The sequence below is a fragment of the Cupriavidus sp. CER-90 genome, from assembly GCF_057652055.1.
This window is the reverse complement of record NZ_JBYGYM010000002.1, coordinates 2,720,611-2,747,312: the sequence shown is the minus strand read 5'-3', so window position 1 is coordinate 2,747,312 and position 26,702 is coordinate 2,720,611. Positions and strand designations below refer to the sequence as shown.

The 26,702-nt window shown below is 67.1% G+C and carries 22 protein-coding genes and 1 other RNA gene; 5 read left to right on the top strand and 18 right to left on the bottom strand.

All coding sequences use genetic code 11. From position 1 onward, the window contains the following. Positions 1 to 71 precede the first annotated feature (71 nt). Positions 72 to 1,457 carry a 23S rRNA (uracil(1939)-C(5))-methyltransferase RlmD gene (gene rlmD / locus AC24R4_RS23225; protein WP_400395096.1) on the bottom strand — a complete coding sequence of 462 codons (1,386 nt, stop codon included), beginning with the start codon at positions 1,455 to 1,457 and terminating at the stop codon, positions 72 to 74. A 123-nt stretch (positions 1,458 to 1,580) separates the two neighbouring features. Between rlmD and AC24R4_RS23220 the strand changes: the two genes are divergently transcribed. Then, the gene (locus AC24R4_RS23220) at positions 1,581 to 2,435 is read left to right on the top strand and encodes an endonuclease/exonuclease/phosphatase family protein (RefSeq protein ID WP_487523666.1); all 855 of its coding nucleotides are present in this window, start codon (positions 1,581 to 1,583) and stop codon (positions 2,433 to 2,435) included. Between the two features lie 42 nt (positions 2,436 to 2,477). On the opposite strand, the gene AC24R4_RS23215 is transcribed toward AC24R4_RS23220, so the two are convergent. The 5 genes from AC24R4_RS23215 to surE all read right to left on the bottom strand — a co-directional run bounded on the left by AC24R4_RS23215 (position 2,478) and on the right by surE (position 7,159). Then, positions 2,478 to 3,314 (bottom strand): 3'-5' exonuclease, encoded by an 837-nt coding sequence (locus tag AC24R4_RS23215; RefSeq protein WP_400394764.1) that lies wholly within the window; start codon positions 3,312 to 3,314, stop codon positions 2,478 to 2,480. Continuing rightward, entirely contained in the window at positions 3,311 to 4,492 is a 1,182-nt protein-coding gene (gene rpoS / locus AC24R4_RS23210; protein ID WP_400394765.1) for an RNA polymerase sigma factor RpoS, read from the bottom strand. The genes AC24R4_RS23215 and rpoS overlap by 4 nt, the downstream gene beginning before the upstream one ends. A gap of 6 nt (positions 4,493 to 4,498) precedes the next feature. Beyond that, a complete protein-coding gene (locus AC24R4_RS23205; protein WP_400394766.1) occupies positions 4,499 to 5,386 on the bottom strand; it encodes a peptidoglycan DD-metalloendopeptidase family protein in 888 nt (295 codons plus the stop codon). 8 nt (positions 5,387 to 5,394) lie between these two features. After that, the gene (locus AC24R4_RS23200; RefSeq protein ID WP_400394769.1) at positions 5,395 to 6,297 is read right to left on the bottom strand and encodes a protein-L-isoaspartate(D-aspartate) O-methyltransferase; all 903 of its coding nucleotides are present in this window, start codon (positions 6,295 to 6,297) and stop codon (positions 5,395 to 5,397) included. A 109-nt stretch (positions 6,298 to 6,406) separates the two neighbouring features. Further along, positions 6,407 to 7,159 carry a 5'/3'-nucleotidase SurE gene (gene surE, locus AC24R4_RS23195; protein WP_400394770.1) on the bottom strand — a complete coding sequence of 251 codons (753 nt, stop codon included), beginning with the start codon at positions 7,157 to 7,159 and terminating at the stop codon, positions 6,407 to 6,409. Positions 7,160 to 7,408: 249 nt separating this feature from the next. Between surE and AC24R4_RS23190 the strand changes: the two genes are divergently transcribed. Further along, positions 7,409 to 8,383 carry an NADPH:quinone oxidoreductase family protein gene (locus tag AC24R4_RS23190; RefSeq protein WP_400394772.1) on the top strand — a complete coding sequence of 325 codons (975 nt, stop codon included), beginning with the start codon at positions 7,409 to 7,411 and terminating at the stop codon, positions 8,381 to 8,383. Between the two features lie 170 nt (positions 8,384 to 8,553). Here AC24R4_RS23190 and AC24R4_RS23185 read toward each other — a convergent pair whose 3' ends face one another. From AC24R4_RS23185 to AC24R4_RS23160, 6 genes are all read right to left on the bottom strand, one after another. After that, the gene (locus AC24R4_RS23185; protein ID WP_153945288.1) at positions 8,554 to 9,345 is read right to left on the bottom strand and encodes an ABC transporter permease; all 792 of its coding nucleotides are present in this window, start codon (positions 9,343 to 9,345) and stop codon (positions 8,554 to 8,556) included. A 27-nt stretch (positions 9,346 to 9,372) separates the two neighbouring features. Continuing rightward, on the bottom strand, positions 9,373 to 10,185 hold the full coding sequence (locus tag AC24R4_RS23180) for an ABC transporter ATP-binding protein (RefSeq protein ID WP_153945289.1): 813 nt from the start codon (positions 10,183 to 10,185) through the stop codon (positions 9,373 to 9,375). Positions 10,186 to 10,279: 94 nt separating this feature from the next. Continuing rightward, the gene (locus AC24R4_RS23175; protein WP_400394631.1) at positions 10,280 to 11,323 is read right to left on the bottom strand and encodes an ABC transporter substrate-binding protein; all 1,044 of its coding nucleotides are present in this window, start codon (positions 11,321 to 11,323) and stop codon (positions 10,280 to 10,282) included. 224 nt (positions 11,324 to 11,547) lie between these two features. After that, positions 11,548 to 12,528, bottom strand: a complete 981-nt coding sequence (locus AC24R4_RS23170) for a Bug family tripartite tricarboxylate transporter substrate binding protein (protein ID WP_400394633.1) — start codon at positions 12,526 to 12,528, stop codon at positions 11,548 to 11,550. A 75-nt stretch (positions 12,529 to 12,603) separates the two neighbouring features. Further along, entirely contained in the window at positions 12,604 to 13,581 is a 978-nt protein-coding gene (locus AC24R4_RS23165) for a hydroxymethylglutaryl-CoA lyase (RefSeq protein WP_400394635.1), read from the bottom strand. Then, positions 13,578 to 14,774 carry a CaiB/BaiF CoA transferase family protein gene (locus tag AC24R4_RS23160; RefSeq protein ID WP_400394637.1) on the bottom strand — a complete coding sequence of 399 codons (1,197 nt, stop codon included), beginning with the start codon at positions 14,772 to 14,774 and terminating at the stop codon, positions 13,578 to 13,580. Before AC24R4_RS23160 ends, AC24R4_RS23165 begins: the two co-directional genes overlap by 4 nt. A gap of 264 nt (positions 14,775 to 15,038) precedes the next feature. Between AC24R4_RS23160 and AC24R4_RS23155 the strand changes: the two genes are divergently transcribed. Both AC24R4_RS23155 and AC24R4_RS23150 read left to right on the top strand, forming a co-directional pair. Continuing rightward, a complete protein-coding gene (locus AC24R4_RS23155; protein WP_487523665.1) occupies positions 15,039 to 15,806 on the top strand; it encodes a substrate-binding periplasmic protein in 768 nt (255 codons plus the stop codon). 35 nt (positions 15,807 to 15,841) lie between these two features. Beyond that, a complete protein-coding gene (locus tag AC24R4_RS23150; protein ID WP_487523664.1) occupies positions 15,842 to 17,176 on the top strand; it encodes a GGDEF domain-containing protein in 1,335 nt (444 codons plus the stop codon). Between the two features lie 16 nt (positions 17,177 to 17,192). Here AC24R4_RS23150 and AC24R4_RS23145 read toward each other — a convergent pair whose 3' ends face one another. From AC24R4_RS23145 to AC24R4_RS23120, 6 genes are all read right to left on the bottom strand, one after another. Next, the gene (locus tag AC24R4_RS23145; RefSeq protein ID WP_153945295.1) at positions 17,193 to 18,098 is read right to left on the bottom strand and encodes a LysR family transcriptional regulator; all 906 of its coding nucleotides are present in this window, start codon (positions 18,096 to 18,098) and stop codon (positions 17,193 to 17,195) included. Positions 18,099 to 18,100: 2 nt separating this feature from the next. Further along, entirely contained in the window at positions 18,101 to 18,715 is a 615-nt protein-coding gene (recR, locus tag AC24R4_RS23140) for a recombination mediator RecR (protein WP_092594128.1), read from the bottom strand. 37 nt (positions 18,716 to 18,752) lie between these two features. Further along, the gene (locus tag AC24R4_RS23135) at positions 18,753 to 19,079 is read right to left on the bottom strand and encodes a YbaB/EbfC family nucleoid-associated protein (protein ID WP_092594129.1); all 327 of its coding nucleotides are present in this window, start codon (positions 19,077 to 19,079) and stop codon (positions 18,753 to 18,755) included. Positions 19,080 to 19,157: 78 nt separating this feature from the next. Further along, the gene (locus AC24R4_RS23130) at positions 19,158 to 21,668 is read right to left on the bottom strand and encodes a DNA polymerase III subunit gamma/tau (protein WP_487523663.1); all 2,511 of its coding nucleotides are present in this window, start codon (positions 21,666 to 21,668) and stop codon (positions 19,158 to 19,160) included. A gap of 128 nt (positions 21,669 to 21,796) precedes the next feature. Beyond that, positions 21,797 to 23,473: an L-lactate permease gene (locus AC24R4_RS23125; RefSeq protein ID WP_400392893.1), complete on the bottom strand. Its 1,677-nt coding sequence runs from the start codon at positions 23,471 to 23,473 to the stop codon at positions 21,797 to 21,799. Positions 23,474 to 23,807: 334 nt separating this feature from the next. Continuing rightward, positions 23,808 to 26,315 carry an adenosylcobalamin-dependent ribonucleoside-diphosphate reductase gene (locus AC24R4_RS23120; protein WP_400392891.1) on the bottom strand — a complete coding sequence of 836 codons (2,508 nt, stop codon included), beginning with the start codon at positions 26,313 to 26,315 and terminating at the stop codon, positions 23,808 to 23,810. Positions 26,316 to 26,476: 161 nt separating this feature from the next. Here AC24R4_RS23120 and ffs point away from each other — a divergent pair. After that, positions 26,477 to 26,575, top strand: an RNA gene (ffs, locus tag AC24R4_RS23115) — signal recognition particle sRNA small type. Positions 26,576 to 26,702 lie beyond the last annotated feature (127 nt).

Genomic DNA, 26,702 nt, shown 5'->3' with positions numbered 1-26,702 from the left:
CATGAAAATAGCCGCCCTCGGGCGGCTATTTTTTTGTGCGCCGCCGGCTTCGGCCGCGCCCTTCATACGCGTCAGTCGCGCTCGAATACGGCGATCGACTCCACGTGCGACGTATGCGGGAACATGTTCACCACGCCTGCACCCGCCAGGCGATAACCGGCCTCGTGCACCAGCAGGCCGGCATCGCGCGCCAGCGTGGCCGGGCTGCACGACACGTAGACGATGCGCCTGGGCAGCACGTCGCTGCCAGCCTGATGCAGTTCGTCCAGCGCCTTGCAGACGGCCAGCGCACCTTCGCGCGGCGGGTCTACCAGCCAGCGGTCGAAGCGGCCAAGCGCGGCGATATCCTCGGCAGTCACCTCGAACAGGTTGCGGCAGGCGAACGACGTCTTGTCGGCCAGTCCGTTGTACCCCGCGTTGGCCAGCGCCCGCGTGGTCAGCGCTTCACTGCCCTCGATCCCCATGACCGACGCGCCTTGCGTGGCCAGCGGCAGCGTGAAGTTGCCGATGCCGCAGAACAGGTCGAGCAGCCGGTCGGTGGGCTGCGCATCGAGCAGGCGCAGCGCCCGGCCGATCAGGACGCGGTTGATCTGGTGATTGACCTGCGTGAAGTCGGTGGGCTTGAACGGCATGCGGATGCCGAATTCGGGCAGCGTGTAGGCCAGCTCCTGCTCGGCCGGATAGAACGGATAGACCGTATCCGGGCCCTTGGGCTGCAGCCAGAACTGCACCTGGTGCTTGTCGGCAAATGCGCGCAGCAGATCCTTGTCGGCATCGGTCAGCGGCTCCAGGATGCGCAGTACCAGCGCCGTCACTTCCGCGCCAACGGCCAGTTCGATCTGGGGCATGCGGTCACGGATCGACAGCCCCGTCACCAGTTCGCGCAACGGCACGAGCATCGCGGAAACGTTCGGCGGCAGGATCTCGCAGCGTGTCATGTCCGCCACATAGCTGCTCTTGCGCTCGTGGAAGCCCACCAGCACCCCGCCCTTCTTGGCCACGTAGCGCACGGTCAGGCGGGCCCGGTAACGATAACCCCAGTCCGGGCCGGCGATCGGGCGGAACACCACGTCCGGCTTCACTTTCGACAGGTGCCAGAGATTGTCTTCCAGCACGCGCTGCTTGATCGCCAGTTGTGCCCGGGCGTCCAGGTGCTGCATCGAGCAGCCCCCGCACACGCCAAAGTGCTGGCAGCCGGGCTCCACGCGCATCACAGACGGCTGCTTGACCTCCACCAGATGCGCCTGCTCGTAGCTGGGCTTGCGGCGGTAGCTCTTGTACGAAACGGTTTCGCCCGGCAGCGCGCCCTCGACGAAGATCACCTTGCCGGTTGTGCCGTCCTCGTTATTCTCCAGGCGGCCGACGCCACGCGCCTCCATGTCGAGGCTATGAATAGTGACCACGGGATCGCTCGGAGGCGCGGATGCGGCGGGCGCGGCACCCGGCTTGCCCGCCATTTCGGGCTTGGAAGATTCGACGGCTTGAGACACCGGAGGGACCTGACGTATTGTTTTGCGAAAGCGCGATTGTAGTCCAGTCATCGCGCCGTCACGACAGTCCGAACGACGAAAGAGGAAACGATGGAACTGATTTCGTGGAACATCCAGTGGGGACGCGGTGCCGACGGCAAGGTCGACCTGGCCCGCATCGTCTCCACGATCCGTGACATGACCGATCCCGACGTCATCTGCCTGCAGGAGGTCACCCGCGGCTTTTCGGATATGGCAGGCCAGCCGCAGCGCGACCAGGTGGCCGAGTTGACCGCGCTGCTGCCCGGGTATCGCGTCATCTTCGCGCCGGGCGTGGACCGCACCCATGGCGACGGCACGCCGCGCCAGTTCGGCAATGTCGTGGCCACGCGGCTGCCGGTGCGCGAGATCTTCCGCCATGCCCTGCCCTGGCCAGCCGATCCCGACGTGGCATCGATGCCGCGCGTCGCGCTGGAAGTTACCGTGGAAGCTGGGGCCAGGCCGATTCGGGTCATTTGCACCCACCTGGAGTTCTACTCGAAGCTGCAGCGCGCCGCGCAGGCGGACGCCCTGCGCCAGTGGCATGCGGAGGCCTGCGAGCACGCGCGGCGCCCCGGCAAGTCGGAAAAAAAGCCCGGGCCGTTCACGCCCGAACCACGCCCGACCGAGGCCATCCTCTGCGGCGACTTCAACAGCAAGCCCGATGACGTGGCCTACCAGCGCATGATCGAGCCCTACCCCGATGCCACCGTAAACTGGAAAGATGCCTGGTGCCACATGCATCCAGGCCAGTCGCACGCGCCGACCTGCGCGCTGTACGACAAGGTGCAGTGGCCGGAGCCACCGTTCGCCTGCGATTTCATGTTTGTGACGGAAGACCTGCTGGCCAACGTGACGCGCTGCGAGGTCAATGGCAAGACCGACGCCTCGGACCACCAGCCGATCCACCTGATCCTGGACCGCTGACGGCCAGTGCCGCTCGGACGCCGCCTGCAGCCGCAGCCGTCGTCAGTCGTCTTCCTCGGCCTCGGGCGCCCTCGGCTGCAGCTTGAACGCGCGCAGGTACGCCATCCACTGCGCGCCCGGCAGTTCGGCCAGCGATTCCTGGACCAGCGCCACTTCCATGTCGAATTCGCGCGGTGACAGGCCGCCGCGCATCAGCTGGAAGCGGCAGTACATCAGGTACGTGTTGACGACATCGGTCTCGCAATAGTCGCGGATCTCGTTCAGCTTGCCCTGCTGGAACGCCTGCCAGACCATGCTGCCGTCCATGCCCATCTTGCCCGGAAAGCCGCACAGCTTGGCCAGGTCATCGAGCGGCGCGCTGGCCCGCGGCTGGTACATCGCCAGCAGGTCCATCAGGTCCAGGTGCCGCATGTGATAGCGGCTGATGTAGTTGTTCCACTTGAAATCGCGGCTGTCGTCGTCGCGGCCCTCGCCCATCTCCCAGTAGCGTGGCGCGGCCACGCCGTGGACCAGGCCGCGATAGTGCAGCACCGGCAGGTCGAAACCGCCCCCGTTCCACGACACCAGCTGCGGGCTGTAGCGCGCAATCAGTTCGTAGAACTTCTGGATCAGCGTGGCTTCCCCATCCTCGAGCGTGCCCAGCGAACCGACATGGAATACCGCCGAACCATCGCGCTGGGTACGGCGCAGCACGCACGAAATGGCGGCCACGCGCTGCAGATAGTGCGGCAGGAAGTCGGAGCCGGTCTTCTCCCGGCGGGCGGCAAACGCATGCTCGGCGACTTCGGCGTCGCTCATCGATGCGGGATGGTCATGCAAACGGCGCAGGCCGTCGACATCGGGAATCGTCTCGATGTCGAATACCAGCACAGGGGTCATAAAACGGCGTCCTTGCGTACACCTTGCGAAGCGAAATGCCGTTTGAGCTTGACCAGCGCCTCCTGCTGGATCTGGCGCACGCGCTCGCGCGTCAGACCCATTTCCTCGGCCAGCTCCTCGAGCGTGGCCGGCTCGATGTGGTTGAGCCCGAAACGGCGCTCCACCACATAGCGATGCTTCTCCGACAGGCGTGCCAGCCAGAGCTTCATCAGGTTTTCCAGCTCGCGGTGGGCCACTTCCTGATCGGGCGCGGCGTTATGTTCGTCCGACAGGAAATCGAGCAGGCTCGAACCCGGGTCTAGATCGAACGGCGTATCCAGCGAGGTGGTATGTTCATTGAGTGCCAGCACGTCCTGCACCTCGTCCGGCGTCTTGCCGAGCAGGTGGGCGATGTCCTCGAGGCTGGCGTCGCGGCCATCGGTGCCACCTTTTTCAAGATGACGCTTGGCGCGCAGGACCTGGTTGAGTTCGCGAATCACATGCACCGGCAACCGCACGGTGCGGGCCTGGTTCATGATCGCGCGCTCGATGCTCTGGCGGATCCACCAGGTGGCATATGTCGAAAAGCGGAAACCGCGCGAAGGATCGAATTTCTCGATCGCGTGCATCAGGCCGAGATTGCCTTCCTCGATCAGGTCGAGCAGCGGCACGCCGCGATTCAGATAGCCTTTGGCAATGCTCACCACGAGACGCAGGTTGCGCTCGATCATGACCTGCCGGGCCGAAAAATCGCCGCCCTTGGCCAGCGTGGAGAAATGCAGTTCCTCCGGGGCCGAGAGCAGCGGCTTGATACTGATGCGATTGAGGTAGTGCTGGACCGTGTCGGCAGCCAGTTCCGTATGCAGGACGGTGCGGAAGTCGTCGGGTTCCGGCGCGGCTTCGGTGCCGGCCTCTTCCTCTTCGTCTTCTTCCTCGTCTTCGTCCTCGGCGTCGTCGGCGCTCAGATCGGTGTTGCGCTCGGTATTCCGGTCGGTATTGTTGCGCAGGCTGCCGCGCGACACGGGCGCGATGGGCTCGTCGGCCACCGGCACCATGTCGGATGCGGGTTCGAGTTCGACCTCGAATACTTCGGCATCGCCTTCAGCGGCGCGGGTTGCCACACCAGCCTGTCCTTCCGGCTGCTTGGGACGACGGGTCCTGCTGACAACTCCGGATGAAACAGTTTTCTGGCGTGGCATGAAACCTCACTGTGGCGGTAGATACCGCATCGGATCGACCGGTTTTCCGTTCTTGCGAACCTCGAAGTGCAGCTTGACCCTGTCAGTATCACTGTTACCCATTTCGGCAATCTTCTGGCCCTTGCGAACCGTTGATTGCTCTGCCACCAGCACCTTGTCGTTATGACCGTAAGCGGTGAGATACGTGTCGTTGTGTTTGATGATGACAAGATTCCCGTAGCCGCGCAAGGGGCCTACGTGAATCACCCTACCCTCGTCGGCAGCCAGCACCGGATCGCCTTTCTTGCCAGCAATATCGATGCCTTTGTTACCTTTGTCGTCAAATTTACCAATCAATTGTCCGCTGGCCGGCCAGGCCAGGCGGACGTCGCCTGCCGGGGCCGACGCGCCAGCTGCCGCGCTGGCGCTGGCGCCGGCGGCCGCGGCCGGGGCGGCCGCTGCGGGCGTGGCCGCCGGGGCGGAAGATGCGCTCATCGGCGTGCCCACCGGGCGCGTGGCGTCGATCGGCTGCGACTGCACCGTGCCGGGCACCACCGGCACGGTGGCCACGCCCGGGGCGGCGTTCACGTCGGCGCTCGGCGGCACCACGCGCAGCAGCTGGCCGACTTCGATCTGGTTCGCGTTGGCCATGTTGTTCCAGGCCGCCACGTCGCGATACGACTGGCCATTTTCCAGTGCGATTCGGTAAAGGGTATCGCCGCGCTTGACCCGATAGTATCCAGCAGGTGCCGGCTCCAGCGGCGCGGCCGTCTGGGCGGTGCCGCCGGACGTACGGTCCACCACGGGTGCCGGCATCGGCGAATTGGCGCAGGCGGCCAGTACCGCCGCGCAGGCCAGGATGCTCAGATGTTGTCCGACTCGTGTGAAATTCTTCTGATTCACGATGTTGTGCATAGTTCGACTCAGATGGTGCCCGATTTTAAGGGCACAAAGAAAACGGCTTCAAGCGCGGTCCTGTGAAATCGATGCCGATTGAGGCGCTCGATCAGCAGCAGTTGCTGCGTCACCGTCTGGCCCGGCGCGCCGTTGCCAGGTGTCACCACCGGCGCAATCAGACGCCCGCCGATGGCCAGTTGTTCCAGCAGGGCCTGCGGCACCTCCATGCCGGCCGCGGCAAGGATGATCGACGAGAACGGCGCGGCCTGCGGCAGGCCCAGCATGCCGTCGCCGTAATGCAGGCGGATATTCGGCACGCGCAGCGGCCGCAGGTTGGCCTTGGCTTGTTCGTGTAGCGGACGGATTCGCTCGATGGAGAACACTTCCTGCGCGCACAGGCTCAGCACGGCGGCCTGGTAGCCGCAGCCGGTGCCGATTTCGAGCACGCGCGCCAGCGGCTGATCGGGGGGCAGGCCCTCGCGCAGCAGTTCGATCATGCGCGACACGACCGAAGGCTTGGAAATGGTCTGCTGATGCCCGATCGGCAGCGCCGCGTCCTCATAGGCCTGCGAGGCCAGCCCCGGCTCCATGAACAGGTGGCGCGGCACCGTGGCGATGGCGCCCAGCACGCGCTCGTCGCGGATGCCGCCGGCGCGCAGGCGCGCGGCCAGCGCGGCACGGGCCCGGTCCGACGCCATGCCGCCGCCGCCCGCCGTGGCCGCCGACGCGCGCGCCTCCACGGCACTGCCCGGCGGGGGCGGTGCCGCAGGCGGGGCAGCCGGCTTGCGCGGCTTGACGGTGGCCGGCGCCGGTGCGGCCGCGCGCTTGCCCACCGCCGGCATGCCGGCAGTGCGCGCGGGCGCTGGCTTGCGTTCGACTACCGCATCCAGCGGCAGCGGAAAGCGGGGGCGGCGCGGCGTGGAACTCATTTCGGATACGGCGCTGGAACCAAGGGAAAGACAAAAACGATGCCGCCGCGCAGCATACCCGCGCGGCGACCGCGAAAAAACGCCTGAGGGGCGCGCGGCGATGACACGCTCACCCCAGCCACTGTTCGATCTGTGCGAGCTGGCCGCGATGCGTCAGGTCCAGCTGCAGCGGCGTGAGCGAGACGAAGCCATGGGCCGTGGCATGGAAATCGGTGCCTTCGCTGGCGTCGCGCGCGTCGCCGGCCGGGCCGATCCAGTAAATGGGGTCGCCGCGCGGGTTCACCTGCTGGATCACCGGCTGCGACGGATGGCGCTTGCCAAGGCGTGTGGCGCGGTGCCCGCGGATATGCTCGAACGGCAGGTTCGGAATATTGACGTTGAGCAGGAACGGTTCGCGCGGCGGACGCGCAATCACGTTCTCGACGATCTCGCGCGCCACGCGTGCCGCCGCATCCAGATGCTCCCAGCCATGGTGGACCTGCGAGAACGCGATCGACGGGATGCCGAACAGGTAGCCCTCGATGGCCGCGGCGACCGTGCCGGAGTACAGCACGTCCTCGCCCATGTTCTGGCCCTGGTTGATGCCTGACACCACCAGGTCCGGCCGATCCTGCATCAGGCCGGTCAGCGCCACGTGCACGCAGTCCGTCGGCGTACCATTGATATAGCGGAACCCCTTCTGCACGCCTTCCTTCGCCTCGTACACCGAAAGCGGGCGCTGCAGCGTCAGAGAATTTGACGCGCCGCTGTGATTCTGTTCCGGAGCGATCACGGTCACGCGCGCCAGGGGCGCGAGTGCTGCGTGCAGGACGGCGAGCCCCGGCGCAAGGTAACCGTCATCGTTGGCGAGAAGGATATGCATGGCCGCGATTGTACCTGAGCGAAAGGCCGCTGGCGGCACCGCGGATGCACCGTAAACGGGACAGATGCAGCGCCGGCGCCCCTGCCAGCCGGCCGCCATGCGGCGCCCGAATAGGCGACATGCAGCGATTTTTTCCTGCAGAACGATCGTGCTTTTCTTGCGCTACACTTGCCCGGCGTCGTGCCCGGCCGCCCCGGCGTTCCTGCCGGGCACGGCACCGGCAAGACCACATCACACATGGGAGACACAATGAAAGCCGTACTGTGCAAAGCCTGGGGCCCGCCCGATTCGCTGGCGCTGGAAACCCTGCCCGACCTGGTGCCCGGCGACGGCGAAGTCGTCATCGACGTCAAGGCCGCCGGCGTGAACTTCCCGGATGTGCTCATCATCCAGAACAAATACCAGGCCAAGCCCGCGTTGCCGTTTTCGCCCGGCTCGGAGCTGGCCGGGGTGGTCAATGCCGTTGGCGCCGGTGTCACGCATGTGAAACCCGGTGACAAGGTGATTGCCTATCTGGGCAACGGCGCGTTTGCCACCCAGGCCCGCGCGCCGGCCAAGGCCGTGGTGCCGATGCCGCCCGGCATCGACTTCGACGTGGCCGCCGCGTTCACGCTGACCTACGGCACGTCGCACCACGCCGTGGTGGACCGTGGCGAACTGAAGGCCGGCGAAACCATGCTGGTGCTGGGCGCAGCCGGCGGTGTGGGTCTGGCGGCTATCGAAATCGGCAAGGCCATTGGCGCCCGCGTGATCGCCGCGGCGTCCACCGACGAAAAGCTGGCGGTCTGCAAGGAACACGGCGCCGACGCCTTGATCAACTACACCACCGAAGACCTGCGCGAGCGCATCAAGGCGCTGACCGACGGCAAGGGTCCGGACGTGATCTACGACCCGGTGGGCGGCGTCTACGCGGAACCGGCCTTCCGTTCGATTGGCTGGCGGGGCCGCTATCTGGTGGTGGGCTTCGCCAATGGCGAAATTCCGAAGATTCCGCTGAACCTGGCGCTGCTCAAGGGCGCGTCGCTGGTGGGCGTGTTCTGGGGCGACTTCGCGCGGCGCGAGCCGAAGGCCAACCAGGCCAACATGGCCCAGATGCTCGGCTGGATGAAGGAAGGCAAGATCCGTCCGCATATCTCGGCACGGTATCCGCTGGAACAGGCCCCGCAGGCGCTCAAGGACATGGAAGCGCGCAAGGTGACGGGGAAGATCGTCATTACGCCATAAAGGCGCGCCACCGTTTCGCGTGTTTTGCTCCCCTCTCCCGCATGGCGGGAGAGGGGTTGGGGGAGAGGGTAAGGCGGTACAAACGGCGCCGATCGCATATTGACCCGCCCGCCCTCTCCCCCGGCCCCTCTCCCGCTCGCGGGAGAGGGGAGAAAATCCTCAACGAACGATCAGAGTTTCTCCGTTTCCCCGCTCTGCGGCTGCCACTTCATCAGGCGTTTCTCGCCCGCCGTCACCATCCAGTCCAGCACCAGCGCGAAGGCCGTCAGGACCACGATGCCGGCAAACACCGTGTTGATGTCGAACGTGCCCTCGGCCTGCAGGATCAGGTAGCCGACGCCGCGCGCCGAGCCCAGATATTCGCCCACCACCGCGCCCACGAACGCCAGGCCCACCGACGTATGCAGCGACGAGAACACCCAGCTCGTGGCGCTGGGCAGGTACACATGGCGCAGCAACTGCTGCTTGTTGGCGCCCAGCATGCGCGCGTTGGCCAGCACCACCGGGCTCACTTCCTTCACGCCCTGGTAGACGTTGAAGAACACGATGAAGAACACCAGCGTGACGGCCAGCGCCACCTTCGACCAGATGCCGAGGCCGAACCAGACCGCGAAGATCGGCGCCAGGATCACGCGCGGCATCGAGTTGGCGGCTTTCACGTAGGGATCGAGCACGGCTGACGTGAACGGGCTCAGCGCCAGCCACAGGCCCACGCCCAGCCCGGCCACGGTGCCGATGCCGAAGGCCAGCACGGTTTCCAGCAGGGTCACGCCCAGATGGATATAGATATCGCGTTCGACGACGAACCAGTTCCAGATCCGCTGCGCCACCATCAACGGTTCGCCAAAGAAGAACGCCACCTCCTGCGCGCGCGTGGCGACGTGCCACACGACCAGGATCACCACCAGGAGCAGCAGCTGCCAGACGCGCAGCATGCCTTTGGAATCAGCACGAAAAGCCATGATCTTGTTATTGTCCGGTCCGGTAAATCAGGCCACCTTGCGCTGCTGCGCGTAGCCCTTGAGCACTTCCTCGCGCAGCACGTCCCAGATGGCGGCGTGCAGTTCCACGAAGCGCGGATGATTGCGAATCTCGGCCACATCGCGCGGACGCGGCAGGTCGATCGTAAATTCGCCAATTGGATGGGTGCCCGGGCCGGCCGACAGCACCACCACGCGGTCGCTCATCGCAATCGCCTCGTCCAGGTCGTGGGTGATGAACAGCACGGCCTTGCGCTTGGCGGCCCACAGGTCCAGCACTTCGTTTTCCATCAGCTGGCGGGTCTGGATGTCCAGCGCCGAGAACGGCTCGTCCATCAGGATGATGTCGGGGTCCATCACCAGCGTTTGCGCCAGGCTCACGCGCTTGCGCATGCCGCCCGACAGCTGGTGCGGATAGCGGTCGCCAAACCCGCCCAGGCCCACGCGGCGCAGCCATTCCTCGCCCTGCGCCACGGCGTCGGCCCGCGGCACGCCACGGAATTCCAGGCCGGCGATCACGTTGTCCAGCGCGCTGCGCCACGGCATCAGGGCTTCCGCCTGGAACATGTAGCCGGCGCGGGTATTGATGCCGTGCAACGGCTCGCCGAAGACACGCACGGTGCCGCTGGACGGCTCCAGCAGGCCGGCCGATACATTCAGCAGCGTGGACTTGCCGCAGCCGGTAGGCCCCACCACGGAAAGGAATTCGCCAGGCTGGATGGACATCGTGACATCGCGCACAGCGGTATACCGCTGCGAGCGGTCTTCGCGCGAGACGAAGGTGCAAGTCACGTTTTCAAGGGAAAGTGCAGGCGTGCTCATGACGGCATGACTCTGAGAAACGTTTCGCCCGCCGGGCACCCAAGCAGGGCGGGCACGGCGGGCGACGAAAGACGCCCCGGACGGGGCGCAATGCTTACTTGTACTTGGCGTTGGCCTTCTGCACGAACGAATTCGTAAAAGTGCCATCCAGCTTGATCGCCTTGCCCTTCAGGTCGGGATCGAACTGCTGCAGCGTGTTCAGCGCGGTCTTCGGGCCGTCGGCCGGCATCAGGCCGTCCGGCGAGATCGCTTCCTTCACCTTGTCCCAGGCCGCCAGGTACAGCGCGCGGTCGCCCAGCAGGTAGCTTTCCGGCACGGTCTTGACGATGTCCGACGGGCCGGCCGCCTGCAGCCACTTCAGCGCGCGCACCATGGCGTTGGTCAGCGCCTGGGTCGTGTTGGGGTTCTGCTCGATGAACTTCGTCGACGCATACAGGCAGCCCGACGGCATGTTGCCGCCGAACACCGACTGCGTTTCCTTGAGGGTGCGCGTGTCCGAGGCGATCTTGACCTCGTTCTTCTGCGTCAGCATCGAAATCACCGGGTCCAGGTTGGCCATGGCGTCGATCTGCCCCGAGCGCATCGCGGCCACCGCGCCGGCGCTGGCGCCCACGCCGATAAACGACACGTCCGACGGCTTCAGCCCGGCCTTGGCCAGCACGAAGTTGGCCATCATGTTGGTCGACGAGCCCGGCGCGGTCACGCCGATCTTCTTGCCTTTCAGGTCGGCAATCGACTTGAAGTTGGGCATGGTCTTGTTCGACGTCACCAGCACGATCTGCGGGGCGCGGCCCTGCAGCACAAATTCCTGGTAGTGCTGGCCCTTGGCCTGCAGGTTGATGGTGTGCTCGTAGGCACCCGACACCACGTCGGCGCTGCCGCCCACCACGGCCTGCAGCGCCTTGGCGCCACCGGCGAAGTCGACGATCTCCACGTCGAGCCCTTCTTCCTTGAAGTAGCCCAGCCGCTCGGCAATCGTCAGCGGCAGGTAGTAGAACAGGTTCTTGCCGCCCACGGCGATGGTCACCTTCTGCTTCTCGGGCTTGCCCTGCGCGAAGGCGCTGCCGAACGTGAACCAGCCGGCCAGGAACAGCGCCAGTGCAATCAGCAACTGCTTCCAGAAAGGTTTGTTGTACATGGGGGTCTCCTGCCTTTTCCGATTCCTGCTTCTGTTTGGATGAGGGCGCGCCGCGTGCCGACGCACGAAAGCCGGGACGCCGCCCAAGCGGCTCCCGGCGATGCTACCGGACACAGCCAGTGTCCGCATCGGGATCAACACCTAATGTCGGCACAATGAGGCAGGCGCCACGGCCACGCCGCCGCCGGGCGCCTTCCATCGGCTTGCCCGCCCTGCCCGGCGGCTTATTCCGCGTGGATGTTGGCGGACTTGATCACCTTGGCCCAACGCTGCAGTTCGGCCTTCTGGTACTGGTCGAGCTGTTGCGGGTTCATGTACTTCGCCTCGGCGCCCAGTTCCTCGGCCTTCTTGCGGAATGCCTCGGTCTTCATGATCTTCTCGATCTCGGTGGTCAGCTTGTCCACCACGGCCTTGGGCGTGCCGGCCGGCGCGTACATGGCAAACCACGACGAGACGTCCAGGTCGGGGTAGCCCGCTTCCGGCGCCGACGGTACGTCCTTGAGGCTTTCCAGGCGCGACTTGCTCGTCACCACCAGCGGGCGCAGCTTGCCGGCGGCGATATGGCCCATCAGCGGCGGCGGCGTGGTGATCGTCATGTCGACGTTGCCGCCCAGCAGGTCGGTCATGGCCGGGCCGGTCCCCTTGTACGGCACGTGCGTGATCTGGATGCCGGCCATCTGGTTCAGCAGTTCGGTGGACACGTGCTGCAGCGACCCGTTACCCGACGACGCGTAGTTGAGCTTGTTCGGATTGGCCTTGGCGTAGGTCACCAGTTCCTTGAGCGACTTCACCGGCAGGCTCGGGCGCACCACCAGCACCTGCGGCGCCGACAGCAGGTTGGCCACGGGCTGGAAATCCTTGACCGGGTCCCACGACGTCCTGGTCAGCAGCGGCGTGATCACGTGGTAGCCCGAGTACTGCACCAGCAGCGTGTAGCCGTCAGCCTTGGCGCGCTGCACGGCCTGGGCGGCGATGGTGCCGTTGCCGCCCGGCTTGTTGTCGACCACCACCGACTGGCCCAGCGCCTTCGACAGCGGCTCGGAAATCAGCCGCGCCGCCAGGTCGGTGGTGCCGCCGGCGGCCGCCGACACCACCAGCATGACCGGGCGATTGGGATAGGTGCCGTCCTGGGCCTGGACGGCGGTGCCGACAGTCAGGCCGGCAGCGGCCAGCGCGGCGCAGGCGCCGATGAGGTTGCGTTTCATGCGTTGTCTCCGTATGTCTTATCTGGGGGACCCGAAAATCCGAAAATCGGAAAATCCTGTTGTTCTGCGGCCCGGTCAGGCGTTGGCGAAGAACGCCGCCATCCACGCGGGCGGCTGATGCGTGCGCAGACGCGGGCCAGCGCGCAGCAGCTGGCTGGGCACGTCGCGCTGCACCAGTTCCGACACCCCGCCCACCACGTTCAGCAGCGCGTCGAGGTCGACGCCGGTATCGACGCCCATCGCCGCGAACATATGCACCAGTTCCTCGGTGCTGACGTTACCGCTGGCGCCAGGCGCGTACGGGCAGCCGCCCAGGCCGCCGGCCGCCGCGTCGAAGCGCGCCACGCCGGTCTGCCAGGCCGCGATGGCATTGGCCAGGCCCATGCCGCGCGTGTTGTGCAGGTGGATCGTCAGGCCGGTCTGCGGCAGCGCGCGCTGGAACGTCTCGCACAGCGCGGCCACCTGGTTCGGATAGGCCATGCCCGTGGTGTCGCACAGCGTGATGCCGGCCGCGCCGGCGTCGGCAAACGTGCGCGCCAGCGCCATCACGTCGGCGTCGCTGACATCGCCCTCGAACGGGCAGCCAAACACCGTGGACAGCGAGACGTTCACCGGCACGCCGGCCTTGCCGGCCTCGTCGATCATCGCCAGCAACTGGGCCTTCGACTGTTCGCGCGTCATGCGCAGGTTGGCGCGGTTATGCGTCTCGCTGGACGACATCACCAGGTTCACTTCGTCCGGGCGGCACGACAGCGCGCGCTCCAGGCCGCGCAGGTTCGGTACCAGCACCGTGTAGCGCACGCCCGGCACGCGCTCGATCTGGTGCATCACGGCCTCGGCATCGGCCAGGGCGGGAATGGCCCGGGCCGACGTGAACGACGTGGCCTCGATACGCGCAAACCCGCAATGGGCCAGCGCGTTGACGAAAGCGACCTTGCCTTCGGTGGGCACCACGAACGGCTCGATCTGCAGCCCGTCGCGCGGCGCCACGTCGTTGATTTCGATGCGCGCCGGCCCTGCCAGCGGATAGGTCTGGGCGATGGGTTGACTCATGCGATCACTCCACGGGCGCGCAGGTCGGCAATGGTCGCCGCGTCGAAGCCGGCCTGCGCCAGCACGTTGTCGGTATGCTCGCCCAGCGTGGGCGCGCGGTCATGGATGGCACCGGGATTGCTCGACAGCTTCGGGAAGACGCCCGGCACTTCCACGGTCAGGCCCTTGGCCGACGTCACCGTCTCGATGACTTCGCGGGCGCGGTAATGCGGGTCTTCGGCGATGTCCTTGACCGTATAGATACGGCCGGACGGCACGTCGGCGGCGCGCAGCACTTCCAGCGCCGAGGCCACCGTCTGCGTGCGGGTCCAGGCCGCAATCGCGGCGTCGATGTCGTCCACCCGCTTGACCCGGCCGTCGTTGCGCGCCAGGTCCGGGTCCTCACCCAGGTCCTCGCGGCCCATCGCGGCCATCAGCCGCTTGAAGATGGCGTCGCCATTGGCGGCGATCAGCACGTATTCGCCGCAGCCGCACGGATAGGCATTGGACGGCGCGATGCCCGGCAGCGCCCCGCCCGCCGGCTGGCGCACCGCGCCAAATGCCGAATACTCGGGCAGCAGGCTTTCGCTGAGATTGAACAGCGACTCATAAAGCGCCACGTCGATGACCTGGCCCTTGCCGCCGCGCGCGTCGCGCTCGTACAGCGCCAGCAGCACGCCCAGCGCGCCATGCAGCCCGGCAATGGTGTCGCCCAGCGACAGGCCGGCGCGCACCGGCGGCCGGCCCGGTTCGCCCGTCAGGTAACGCAGCCCGCTCATGGCCTCGGCCACCGCGGCAAAGCCCGGCTCGTCGCGCTTCGGTCCGGTCTGGCCGTAGCCCGACACGCGCAGCATGATCAGCCTGGGGTTGGCCGCGTGCAGCACATCCCAGCCCATGCCCCACTTTTCCATGGTGCCCGGCCGGAAGTTCTCGATCAGCACGTCGGCCTCGGCGGCCAGCTGGCGCACCAGGTCCTGCCCTTCGCGCTGGCGCAGGTCGATGGCGATCGACTGCTTGTTACGCGACTGGGCTTCCCACCAGACCGACGTATCTTCGTGAAGCATGCGCCACTTTCGCAGCGGATCGCCCTGGCCGGGCGGTTCCACCTTGACCACGTGCGCACCAAAATCGGCAAGGGTCTTGGCGGCAAAGGGGCCGGCGATCAACTGGCCCAGTTCGAGGACCTTGATGCCATTGAGAATCTGTTGCGCCATGCTGGAAATGTCTCCGTGAAACTGACCCGTGCGGGGGATTTGGCTTGGTTTCGACGGAGTGTGCCGCAGCTTCGGGGTGACGCGGAATCGGCATTCCGGAAAGCGGGCTATCTCGGAATGCGAAAGATTGGGGCTAACCCTGACGAGGGGATGGGTCAACTTCCGGTCCCGGGTTGCCGTTATCCGGGGCACCTCCCGGGCGCAGTTCCGGCACCGTTCCGGCACGCTGCGCGCCAGCCACTCACCCTCCGCGGCTTCGTCACCATGCGATTTTTCCGCTTCTGCCGGATTCTCTGCGCCGCCTGCGCCGGCTGGATGGCCACGTCCGCGCCGGCGCAGACGCCCGCCACGACGACCATCGTGCTGTATTCCGAAGCCGGCCAGCGGCCGCTGTCCTACGAGGAAAACGGCGTGCCCCGGGGCGCCTACATCGACAGCGTGCAGCGCGTGCTGAAACGGCTGCCGCCCGAATACCGGGTCGAGATCCGCTTCGCCTCTTGGGCGCGCGTGGTCGAGGAGGCCAGGTCCGGCAACAGCGCCGGCATCCTGGGCGTCTACTACCGCCCCAAGGAACGGCCATACCTGAACCATTCGAAGGCGTTCTACGCCGAGGACGTGGCCGTCCACTGCAATCGCGATGCCGTGGAAGGCCGCACCTTCCGCACCTATCCCGACGATTTTGCCGGCCTGAAGTTCGGCAACCAGCGCGGCTACCTGGCCCCGGGGCCGCGCTTCTTCCAGTTCGCCCGGGAAGGCCGCATCGAGGTTGTCGAGGGCCACGAGTTCCAGGACCTGGTCAAGAAGATGCTGGTGGGCGAGATCGACTGCGTGGTCAACCCCAGCGTGGTCCTGAACGAGGCGCTGGTCACGCTGGAGGCGCGCGGCCTGCCCGAGCGCATGCGCTACAAGTCCAGGCGCGTGCTGAACGTCAAGACCGAGACCGTGCATATCGGTTTCAGCAAGCAGTACGAGGCATCGCATCCGGAGCTGGCCCGCTTCCGCGCGCTGTTCAACAAGGCAGCGGATGAATAGAATCCCTCCCTGAATCCTCCAGGATCGAGCCCTTCATGCCACTGCTGCCCCCGGTTCAGTCGATCCGGAACAGAATGATCGTGCTGTTCATCGTTGTCACCACGACAACGCTGGGGGCCTTTGCCGCGCATCGCCAGTGGCAGTTGCAGCAGGAACTCGCGCGTCGCTTCGAGCGGACCCGCGCGGAAATCATGGATGGCCTGGGCCAGAGCCTGGCCGAACCTGCCTGGGCGCTCAATGTCGGCATCCTGCGCTCCCGCCTGGAAGCCACGCTGGTGCACCCGGAAGTCTCCGAGGCCTGCGTCTTTTCGCCCGACGGCAAGGAATCCTATGCCACGGCCGGGCGCCCTGCCGCGCCGGGCACCGCCCCTTGCACCGTGGCCGGACCGCACGACGTGCTGAGCGAGGTGCGGATCTACCCGCCGGCCAATATCGATGCGGCGCGCCGCGAGCAGTCGATCGGCACGGCCGTGATCCGGTTCTCGCGCCAGCCGATGCACCGGGCGCTTCGTGCGGCGATGATCCAGGGCATGACCGAAGTGGCCGCCATCGACGTGGTGCTGGTGCTGCTGCTGACCTTTGGCCTGCGCATGGTATTCCGCCCGCTGGAACACCTGCAGCGCGCGCTGTTCCAGCTCGCGTCGAGCCATGGCGACGAGCTCGACGAACTGTCGCGGCTGGGCCGCACCGAGTTCGACAGCGTCATCGACGGCTTCAACCAGGTGCTGCGCAAGCTCAAGCTGATCATCGCCGAACGGACCGAAGCCGAACTGACGGTGCGGGCCGCCATCCAGCGCAGCCACGAGGCCTTTGCGCAGATCCAGGCCACCCAGGCCGAACTGGTCGAGAAGAATCTGCAGCTGGAGGCGCTGTCCAAGACCGACCAGCTGACCGGCGTGTTCAACCGGCGCCATCTGGACGCGGTGCTGATCAGCGAGCTGGAACGCCACCGCCGCGACGGCAGCCTGTTTTCGATCATCCTGATCGACGTGGACCGCTTCAAGGCCATCAATGACAACCATGGCCACCAGATCGGCGACCGGGTGCTGGTGGAAATGGCCGAGCGCATCCTGGAAATCACGCGCGATGCCGATACCGTGGGCCGCTGGGGCGGCGAGGAATTCCTGATCATCTGCCCCGACGCCACGCCCGAGGTCGCCGTGCAGTTTGCCGAACGGCTGCGCCGCACGGTGTCCGAGCGGGCGTTTTCGGTGACCGGCGACATGACCGCCAGCCTGGGCGTGGCCAGCGTGCAGCCCGGCGACACCATCCACGGGATGATCTCGCGCGCCGACCAGGCGCTCTATCGCGGCAAGAACAACGGACGGGACCGCGTGGAGTACGCCGACGAGGGCTTGACCACCCCATAGCCCGGCGCGGCGCTGCTCAGAACGGGGCGCGGTCCCCGCACAGGTGGGCAATGAGCAGCCTGGCCGACACGGTCAGGCCGGCTGGGTCGCGCATGCCGATCAGCAACGACCGGCGCGCCCAAGCATCGCGCAACCCCACCAGCGACAGCCCCATCGACTTCACATGCGGCTCGGCGGCGATGCGCGGCAGCACACCCACCCCCAGCCCCGCCATCACCATGCGGCACATCGCGTCGAAGCTGCGCACCTGGATGCGCAGGCGGAACTGGCGTTCCAGTCGGCTGCTCTCTTCCAGCAGCCGCGCGGCCAGCGACGTCACCTGGGGCAGGCTGACGAAGTCGTATTCGAGCGCATCGGCGTAATGCACCGGACCGTCCTGGGCCAGCGGATGGCCCGGCGGCGTGATGATGACCAGTTCGTCCTGCCGGTATTCGACCGTGACCAGCCCGGTGCAAGGCGTGCGGTCGGCAAAGATGCCGACGTCGGCCCGGTTCTCCATCAGCGCGGCCACGATGTCGCTGCTGTTGTGCTCTTCGAGCTCGATGCGGATGGTGGGATGCTGGCGCATGAACTGCGCCAGGTCGTCGGGCAGGAACTGGGTAATGGCCGACGTGTTGGCGCAAACGCGCACCTGGCCGCGCACGCCCGACGCATAGTCGGACATCACGCCGGCCATGCGCTCCACGTCCTGCAGGATGGTCAGCGCGTGGTGAAAGCAGGCCTGTCCCGCCTCGGTCAGTTGCACCCCCGCCGCATGGCGGAAGAACAGCGGCGCGCCGACGGCGGTTTCCAGGTCGGAAATCCGCTTGCTGGCGGCCGCCACGGCCAGATGCGACTGGCGCGCGCCGGCCGAGATGCTGCCCTGCCGGGCCACGGCCACGAACAGGCCCAGCGTCACGAGATCGAAGCGCGCCAGATTCATGGTCAGAGCGTGCGCCGGTCCATCACGGCGCGGGCAATGGTGCCCGCGTCCACGTATTCGAGTTCGCCCCCCACCGGCACGCCGCGCGCCAGGCGCGACACCTTGAGCCCGCGCGCCTTCAGCATTTCGCCGATGTAGTGCGCGGTGGCCTCGCCTTCGCTGGTGAAGTTGGTGGCGACAATCACCTCGGTGGCCGGACCGCCGTACTCGGGGTCGGTGGCACGCGCCAGCAGGCGATCGAGATGAATTTCCTTCGGGCCGATGCCGTCGAGCGGCGACAGCCGCCCCATCAGCACGAAATACTGCCCGCGATAGGTCAGGGTCTGCTCGATCATGACCTGGTCGGCGGGCGTTTCCACCACGCAGAGCAGCGCGGCGTCGCGGCCGGGGTCGCGGCAGGTCTCGCAGATGTCCTGCTCGGTGAACGTATTGCAGCGTTCGCAATGGCGGATGCCATCGGCGGCGCCACGCAGCGCGTCGCCCAGTTTGCGCGCGCCGTCGCGATCATGCTGCAGCAGGTGATATGCCATGCGCTGGGCCGATTTCGGCCCCACGCCGGGCAGCACCTTGAGCGCCTCGATCAGCGCCTGCAGCGAAGTGGGCGGCGCCGCCTTCATGGCACCGCCTGGAACAATGCGCGCATGGCGACGTCGATCAGAACGGCAGCTTGAAGCCCGGGGGCAGCGGCAGGCCCGAGGTCATCGAGCCCATTTTTTCCTGCGTGGTGGCCTCGGCCTTGCGCACGGCGTCGTTGAACGCGGCAGCGACCAGGTCTTCGAGCAGGTCCTTGTCGTCGGCCAGCAGGCTCGGATCGATCGTCACGCGCTTCACGTCGTTCTTGCAGGTCATGAGCACCTTCACGAGACCGGCGCCGGACTGGCCCTCGACCTCGATCTGGGCCAGCTGCTCCTGCATCTTCTTCATGTTGTCCTGCATCTGCTGGGCTTGCTTCATCAGCCCCGCCAGTTGGCCTTTCATCATGGCATCACTCCTTCGATATGTGTGTATGGGGTGGGACGGCGCCGCATGGTGTCGATCCAGGCGGGCCGCCTCTCGAAATCAGGCAGCGCGCGGCTGCACGGAACCGGGCACGATCTGCCCGCCGAATTCGCGCAGCAGGCCCTGTACGAACGGGTCCCGGTCAATCTCGGCCTCGGCCTCGCGCTGGCGCTCGGCACGCGCCGCGGCTTCGACAGCCGCCGCGGTATGGGTCACGGCGCCGATCTCGCAATGCACGCGGACCTCGACGCCGAAGTGTTCATTGAGCGCCGTTTGCAGGCGCTCGGCCACATTGGCCTCGCCAATGGCCGCCACCGGCACGCGCAGATGCAACGTCCGGCCCACCACGCGGTGCAGCTCGCTCTGATGCGCCAGCTGCTGCGCCAGGCCCTTGAGCGGCAGGCTGGCGGCCAGCGCGGGCCAGTCGCCCGTGAAGACCGGCGGCGTACCGTCGTCGGACGCGCTCGGCGCCACCGGCGGCACGGCCGGTGCCAGCGCGACCGCCGGTTCGGGCTCGGGCGCCGGCTTGCGGGCCTGAGGCGGGGCGGACTGGCCCGGGGCGGCACGTCCGGCGCCGCCCGGCGCGCGGTCGAAGCTTTCCGATTCGAACCCGTTGTCGTACCCGCCAAAGTTGGAGTCGAAGCCCGGATCGCTATCGTAGGGGCCGATCACCGGCATGTCGGCCGGCATGGCTTCCCACGGCGGGACATCGCTGCCACCGGCGGCTTCCCACGGCGGCACATCGGCGGCAGGCTGTGCCGGCCGGGCAGGCTTGGCCACAGTGGGTGCCGGGCGCTCGCGCACGGGCTCCGACGCGGCCGGGGCCTGCTGGGCGGCTGCCACAGGCACGGTGGGCACGGCGGGCGCAGCCGGTGCGGCGCCCGTGGGCCGGGCCGGTGGCGCGGATGCGGATGCGGATGCGGATGCCGGTGCCGGTGCGGCCGTGGTCGCCGGGCGCGAAGCCGAGGGCGGACGCAGCGGCTGGGCCGCCGGGCGCTGACTGGACGCGGCTGCGGCGCCAGCCATCGGCGGCGCGCTGGCGCCGGCCGGACGCGAGGCACCCTTGCCCGCCGACGCCTGTCGCGCGGCTTCCAGCGCGGCACGGGCCGGAGACATGGCGGTGCGGCTGCTGGCCGGCGCGGCGGGCGCTTCGGCAACGACCGGGGATGCGGGGACTTCGGCACGCGCCGGCGCGGCTGCCATGGGCGTTGCAACCGGTTCCGCTACCGGCTCGGGCATGGGCGGAACGACGGCCTTCGGCACATCGGCAACCGGCGTCCCGGCGTTCGGTGCAAGCGCCCGCGCCACGGGCGCTTGGGGCGCGACGGCCTTCACCGGCGCGGCTGCGGGAGCCTGCGCCACCGGCGCAGCCGGCATGGCACGCGGCGCGGCGGCCGGCGGGCTGGCCGGACGCGGCCGCGCCACGGCCTGGCCGCCACCGCCCTGCCCGCCCACTGGCGCGGCAGGCGTGGCCGACGGCCGGAAGGCCAGCATGCGCAACAGCGTCATCGTGAAGCCGGCATATTCGTCCGGCGCCAGCGCAAGCTCGCTGCGGCCAATGTTGGCGATCTGGTAGAACAGCTGGATTTCCTGCGCGTCGAACTGGCCGGCCAGGCGGCGCACGTCCTCGGCCTCGGGCCATTCGTCCTGCACCGATGCCGGCACGGCCTGGGCCAGCGCGATCTTGTGCAGCAGCGAGCCCAGATCCTGCAGCGCGCCGGCAAATGACAGGCTGCGGTCGGCCATCGAATCGGCAATGCCCAGCATCGCGGCGCCGTCCTCGGCGGCCAGCGCATCGAGCAACTGCACCAGGAAGCTCTGGTCGATCGCCCCGAGCATGCCGCGCACGGCTTCCTCGGACACCTGGCCGGCGCTGTACGCGATGGCCTGGTCGGTCAGCGACAGCGCGTCGCGCATCGACCCATGGGCAGCCTGCGCCAGCAGGCGCAGCGCGCTGCCGTCGTGGTGGATGCCTTCCTGGCCCAGGATATGGTCCAGGTGCGACACGATATGCCCCGGCGGCATCTGCTTCAGGTTGAACTGCAGGCAGCGTGACAGGACGGTGACGGGGATCTTCTGCGGATCGGTCGTGGCCAGGATGAACTTGACGTGCCCGGGCGGCTCTTCCAGCGTCTTCAGCATCGCGTTGAAGGCGTGGTTGGTCAGCATGTGCACTTCGTCGATCATGTAGACCTTGAAGCGGCCGACCGTCGGCGCATAGACCGCCTTGTCGAGCAGCTGCGCCATCTCGTCCACGCCACGGTTCGACGCCGCGTCCATCTCGATATAGTCGACGAACCGCCCGCTATCGATCTCCAGGCAGGCCTTGCACTGTCCGCAGGGCTGGGCGGTGATGCCGCCGTTGCCGTCCGGGCCCGTGCAATTGAGCGCCTTGGCCAGGATCCGGGACAACGTGGTCTTGCCGACACCGCGCGTGCCGGTGAACAGGTAGGCGTGATGCAGCCGCTGCTGTTCCAGCGCATGCGTGAGCGCGCGCACCACGTGCTCCTGGCCGACCAGCGTGGTGAAATCCCGTGGGCGCCATTTGCGCGCTAGAACTTGATAACTCATGGCGGCGATTGTAGCAAAAGGCGGGCCTCGGCAATCGGGAGCCGGCCCGGCAAACCCTGGCCGGCCGGCGCCTACGAAAAAGCCCCGCCGTGGGGCGGGGCTTCGTGTCACATCGGGCTGGCCGGCCGTCAGTGAATCACCATCTGCGTGAACGGATGCACATACGCCTGCAGCGTCACGAACAGGCCGACCAGAATGGCCAGCGAGATCGAGTGGAAGAACACGTAGCGCAGGATCTCGCCCTCGTGGCCGTACCACTTGGTGGCCGTGGATGCCACCACGATCGATTGCGCGTCGATCATCTTGCCCATCACGCCGCCGGAGCTGTTGGCGGCCGCCATCAGCGTCGGCGACAGGCCCAGCTGCTCGGCCGTGGTCTTCTGCAGGCCGCCGAACAGCACGTTCGATGCCGTGTCGGACCCGGTCAGCGCCACCCCCAGCCAGCCCAGCATCGTGCCGAACAGCGGGTACAGCACGCCGGTCTGGGCAAACGCCAGGCCCAGCGTGGCGTCCAGGCCCGAGTAGCGGGTCAGGTAGCCGATGCCGAACATCGCGCAGATCGTCAGCAGCGAATAGCGCACGAGCTTGATGGTTTCCCAGTATTCCTTGAACAGGCGCGGGATCGAGTAGCCCATCAGCAGGCCGCCGACCACCGCCGACACCAGGATGCCGGTGCCCGCCATCGACAGCACGTTGAAGTTGAACACGGCGCCTTCGGCGATTTCCTTCGGCACCACCGGCGGGCCCTTGATGACGGCCTTGTCCAGGCCCGGGATCGGGAATTTCCACTGCCAGATGCCGTCCATCAGCTTCTTGAACTCGGGAACGCCCCAGACGAACACGAACACGGTCAGGATCACCCACGGCATCCAGGCCTTGGCCACCGAGATGCCCACCGATGCCGCGCTGGCCCGCGCGTCGGCTTCCAGCGCCTCGGGATGATCGACCTTGGAGTCGTCGTGGCGGCCCAGGATGCGCGTGGACGTCCAGATTTCCTTCGGTTGCCAGATCTTCAGGAAGCCGGTCAGGCAGCCCATCGAGATCAGCGCCGAGATCACGTCCACCAGCCACGGGCCATGGAAGTTCGACACCAGGAACTGCGGCACGGCGAAGCTGACGCCCGCCACCAGGATGGCCGGCCAGATCGCCAGCATGCCGCGGAAGCCCGCGAACGCCCAGATCAGCCAGAACGGCACCAGCACCGAGAAGAACGGCAGCTGGCGGCCGATCATCGCGGACAGCTGCACCTGGTCGATGCCCGTCACCGACGACAGGCCGATGATCGGCGCACCCAGCGCGCCAAAGGCCACCGGCGCGGTATTGGCGATCAGCGCCAGGCCCGAAGCGGCCAGCGGCGAGAAGCCCAGGCCGATCAGGATGGCACCGGTCACGGCCACCGGCGTACCAAAGCCGGCGGCGCCCTCGAAGAATGCGCCAAAGCTGAAGGCCACCAGCAGCAGTTGCAGGCGGCGATCCTCGGTCACGCCGGAGATCGAGTTCTGCAACACCTTGAATGACCCGTTTATCGTGGTGAGCCGGTGCAGGAAGATGATATTGAGGACGATCCAGCCAATCGGGAACAAGCCGGACACGATGCCGAGCCCCGCCGCCTTGCCGGCCATGGCCGCCGGCATGCCGAACACGAACGACGCGACGACGATGCCCACCACCAGCGCCAGGCCGGCCGCCAGGTGCGCCTGCATATGAAAGAACGCCAGCGCGGCAAGCAGCACGGCGACCGGAACCCCTGCAGCGATGGTCGAAAGCGCCATGCTGCCTAGCGGGTCATAGACTTGACTCCACACGATTGAATCCTCCTCTGGTTGATACGGCTGCCTGCCTCTGACGGGCCTGGACAACCGGACGACATGTGCCCCGCCGAGCGACGCAAGCGCCGCCCGCCGGACAGAAAGGGGATTGTAAGGACGGGTTCCCGGCTCACCGCCCAAAATCCGGTCATCGACCCGATGAGCCGGATTCAGGGATCAGGGTTTATTCGGGGGCAGTCTGGCGCACCTCACATCCTCGCGCGCAGCGTACTCCTTAAAACGATCGTTCGATATAGGTAATGTGATGGAGGCGCGGCCCGGCCGACCGGCGGCGGTGTACTGCGGGCCGCCCCCTTCGGCGCGTGCCGGATCAGCCGCATTCCCCCACGTAGCCGCAGTTGGCGCATTTGGCGCAGCCGTCAACCTTGTGCAACGCATGCGCGCCACATTCGGGGCATGGCTTGCCGGTGCCGATGCCGGTCACGGCCGTCGCGGCCTGGGCCGGCGTCGTCGGCCTGGCCAGTGCGACCGCCGCCTCCCCGCCGTCGCGCCGGGCCAGCCGGGCGGCCAGCGCCGTCACGGGCACCTGGCCGCCCTCGTCGTCCAGGAAGCCGCGCTTGATCAGGATGCGCTGCAGCGCGTAGCTCAGGGCCGCCACCTCGGAGTCATGGAAGCGCGGCACCTCGGTGCCATCCTGCCGCACCACCGATCCATAGCGCACGGTGCCCTTGTCCCACACCACGTTGCGCATGTCGGCCAGCGCCTTGGCGATCGGGCCGCCCGAGCGCGCCACCATCGACAGCAGCCGCATCGTGGACGTGATCCACTGCTGCCCCTCGGTACGCTGGCCGGCCGGCATGAAGAACTCGATGGGCCGTTCGATCGTGACCGGCTGGCCGTCCACCGTCCCCGTGACGCGCATGAAATTCACGGTCAGGTAGACGGTCTTGTGGCCTTCGTAGGTCAGGTATTCGACCTTGGACGTCACGCCTTCCAGATCGCCCAGCGGACGGCTGCCGAACGGCCGGGTGAGCGGGTCGTCGCCATTCTGCTGGGCGCCCGGCGACGTGGCCGCCGCCGCGGGCGCGCCGGGGGCCGGCGCCACCGACAGCACGGCGCCCAGCACCTGGTTGGGCCGGTAGGTGGCCAGTCCCTTCAGGCCGGCCTTCCAGGCTTCCAGGTACAGGTTGCGGAAGGCTTCGTACGGATAGTCCTCCGGCACGTTCACGGTCTTGCTGATGCTGGTGTCGATATACGGCTGCACGGCTTCCAGCATCCGCATATGGTCCAGCGCCGACATCTGCAGCGCGGTGACGAAGCTGTCCGGCAGGTGGTCCATGTCGCCGCCCATATGGCGGTAGAGCCGCCATGCATGGTCGGCCACCTCGAACGTGCGATAGCTGTCGTCCGGCATGCGTTTGCGGCGGTTGTACGTCCACGAGAACGCGGGCTCGATGCCATTCGACGCGTTGTCCGCGAAGGCCAGCGTGATGGTGCCGGTCGGCGCGATCGACAGCAGGTGCGAGTTGCGCAGCCCGTGCGTGCGAATGGCGTCCCGCACGGCGTCCGGCAGCCGGCTGACAAAGCCGCCGCGCAGGTAGGCGTCGGCATCGAACAGCGGGAAGGCGCCCTTCTCGTCGGCCAGTTCCACCGATGCCAGGTACGCGTGGTCGCGCATCGCTTCGGAGATCCGGCCCGCCAGCGCGCGCGCCGCGTCGGTGTCGTAGCGCAGCCCCAGCATCACCAGCGCGCTGCCCAGCCCCAGAAAGCCCAGCCCGATGCGGCGCTTGGCCTGCGCCTCGGCCTGTTGCTCGGGCAGCGGCCAGAACGTGACGTCCAGCACGTTGTCGAGCATGCGCGTGGACACCCGCACGACTTCGGCAAACGCGGCGAAGTCGAAGCTGGCCTCGTCGGTGAAGGGCTGGCGCACGAAGCGCGTCAGGTTGATCGATCCCAGGCAGCAGCAGCCATACGACGGCAGCGGCTGCTCCGCGCACGGGTTGGTGGCCTCGATCGTCTCGCAGTAATACAGGTTGTTGTCGGCGTTGATGCGCGACAGGAACAGGATGCCGGGCTCGGCGTGGTCGTAGGTGGCCTGCATGACCTGGTCCCACAGCCGGCGCGCCGGCACGCGGCGATACACCCACTGGCCGTCGTCGCGCCGGTAGGCGCCGGCCGCGATCACGTCCATGCCCGGCTCGGCCTCGTGCACGAGTTCGATCTCCTCGTCGGCCTCCACGGCCTGCATGAAGGCGTCGGTCACGCCGATCGAGATATTGAAGTTGGTCAGGTCGCCACGATCCTTGGCGTGGATGAAGCTCTCGATGTCGGGATGGTCGCAGCGCAGCACGCCCATCTGCGCCCCGCGCCGCGCCCCGGCCGACTCCACCGTGGCGCACGACGCATCGAACACCTTCATGAACGACACCGGCCCCGAGGCGCGCGAATGCGTGGCGCGCACCAGCGCGCCGCCGGGCCGGATCGACGAGAAGTCATAGCCCACGCCGCCGCCGCGCCGCATGGTTTCGGCGGCCTGCGCCACGGCCGTGTAGATACTGGGCTTGCCGTCCCGGGACTCGGACACCGAATCGCCCACGGGCTGCACGAAGCAGTTGATCAGCGTGGCCTGGATGCCCGTACCGGCGGCGGAATTGATGCGCCCGGCCGGCACGAAGCCGTTTTCCAGCGCCCAGAGAAAGCGCGCGGCCCAGGTGTCGCGGTGATCGGCCGGCTCGACTTCGGCCAGCGCGCGCGCCACGCGGCGGCGCACATCGTCGATGCTGCGCTCCTCGCCCTTGGCGTATTTTTCCTGAAGAACTTCGATGGAGATGTCTTGCGGCACGAGTGCGCCGCGGAGGATCTGGTCGTTTGCGTTCATGCCCCAACCTGTCTGGATGAAAAGTCGGCAGAAAATGCCGTCCGCCATGCTGCCAGCATGGCCGGGCGACACCCCGGTATCAGATCAAACTCCGGTCGAACAACCCTCGTAGAACAACGAAATTGGAAACGTTGCGCCAGGTTGGGTTACAATGCCGGTCGGACGGGCCTCCTCGCATGGTGGCGCGGTCAACCTGGTCAGGTCGGGAACGAAGCAGCCACAGCCGTTTTCCACCAGTGCCGAGGGTCAGGCTCGTCCCCCTTCTTCCTGCTTTTCCTGTCTTCCCGCGAAGTTCTTCGCGAAAATTCCACAAAATCGTGCCTTCCTGCCGATCGCGGCGGACCCGCCATCGCCCGGCAATCCAGCACCTATTCTGCGCCTCTTTTG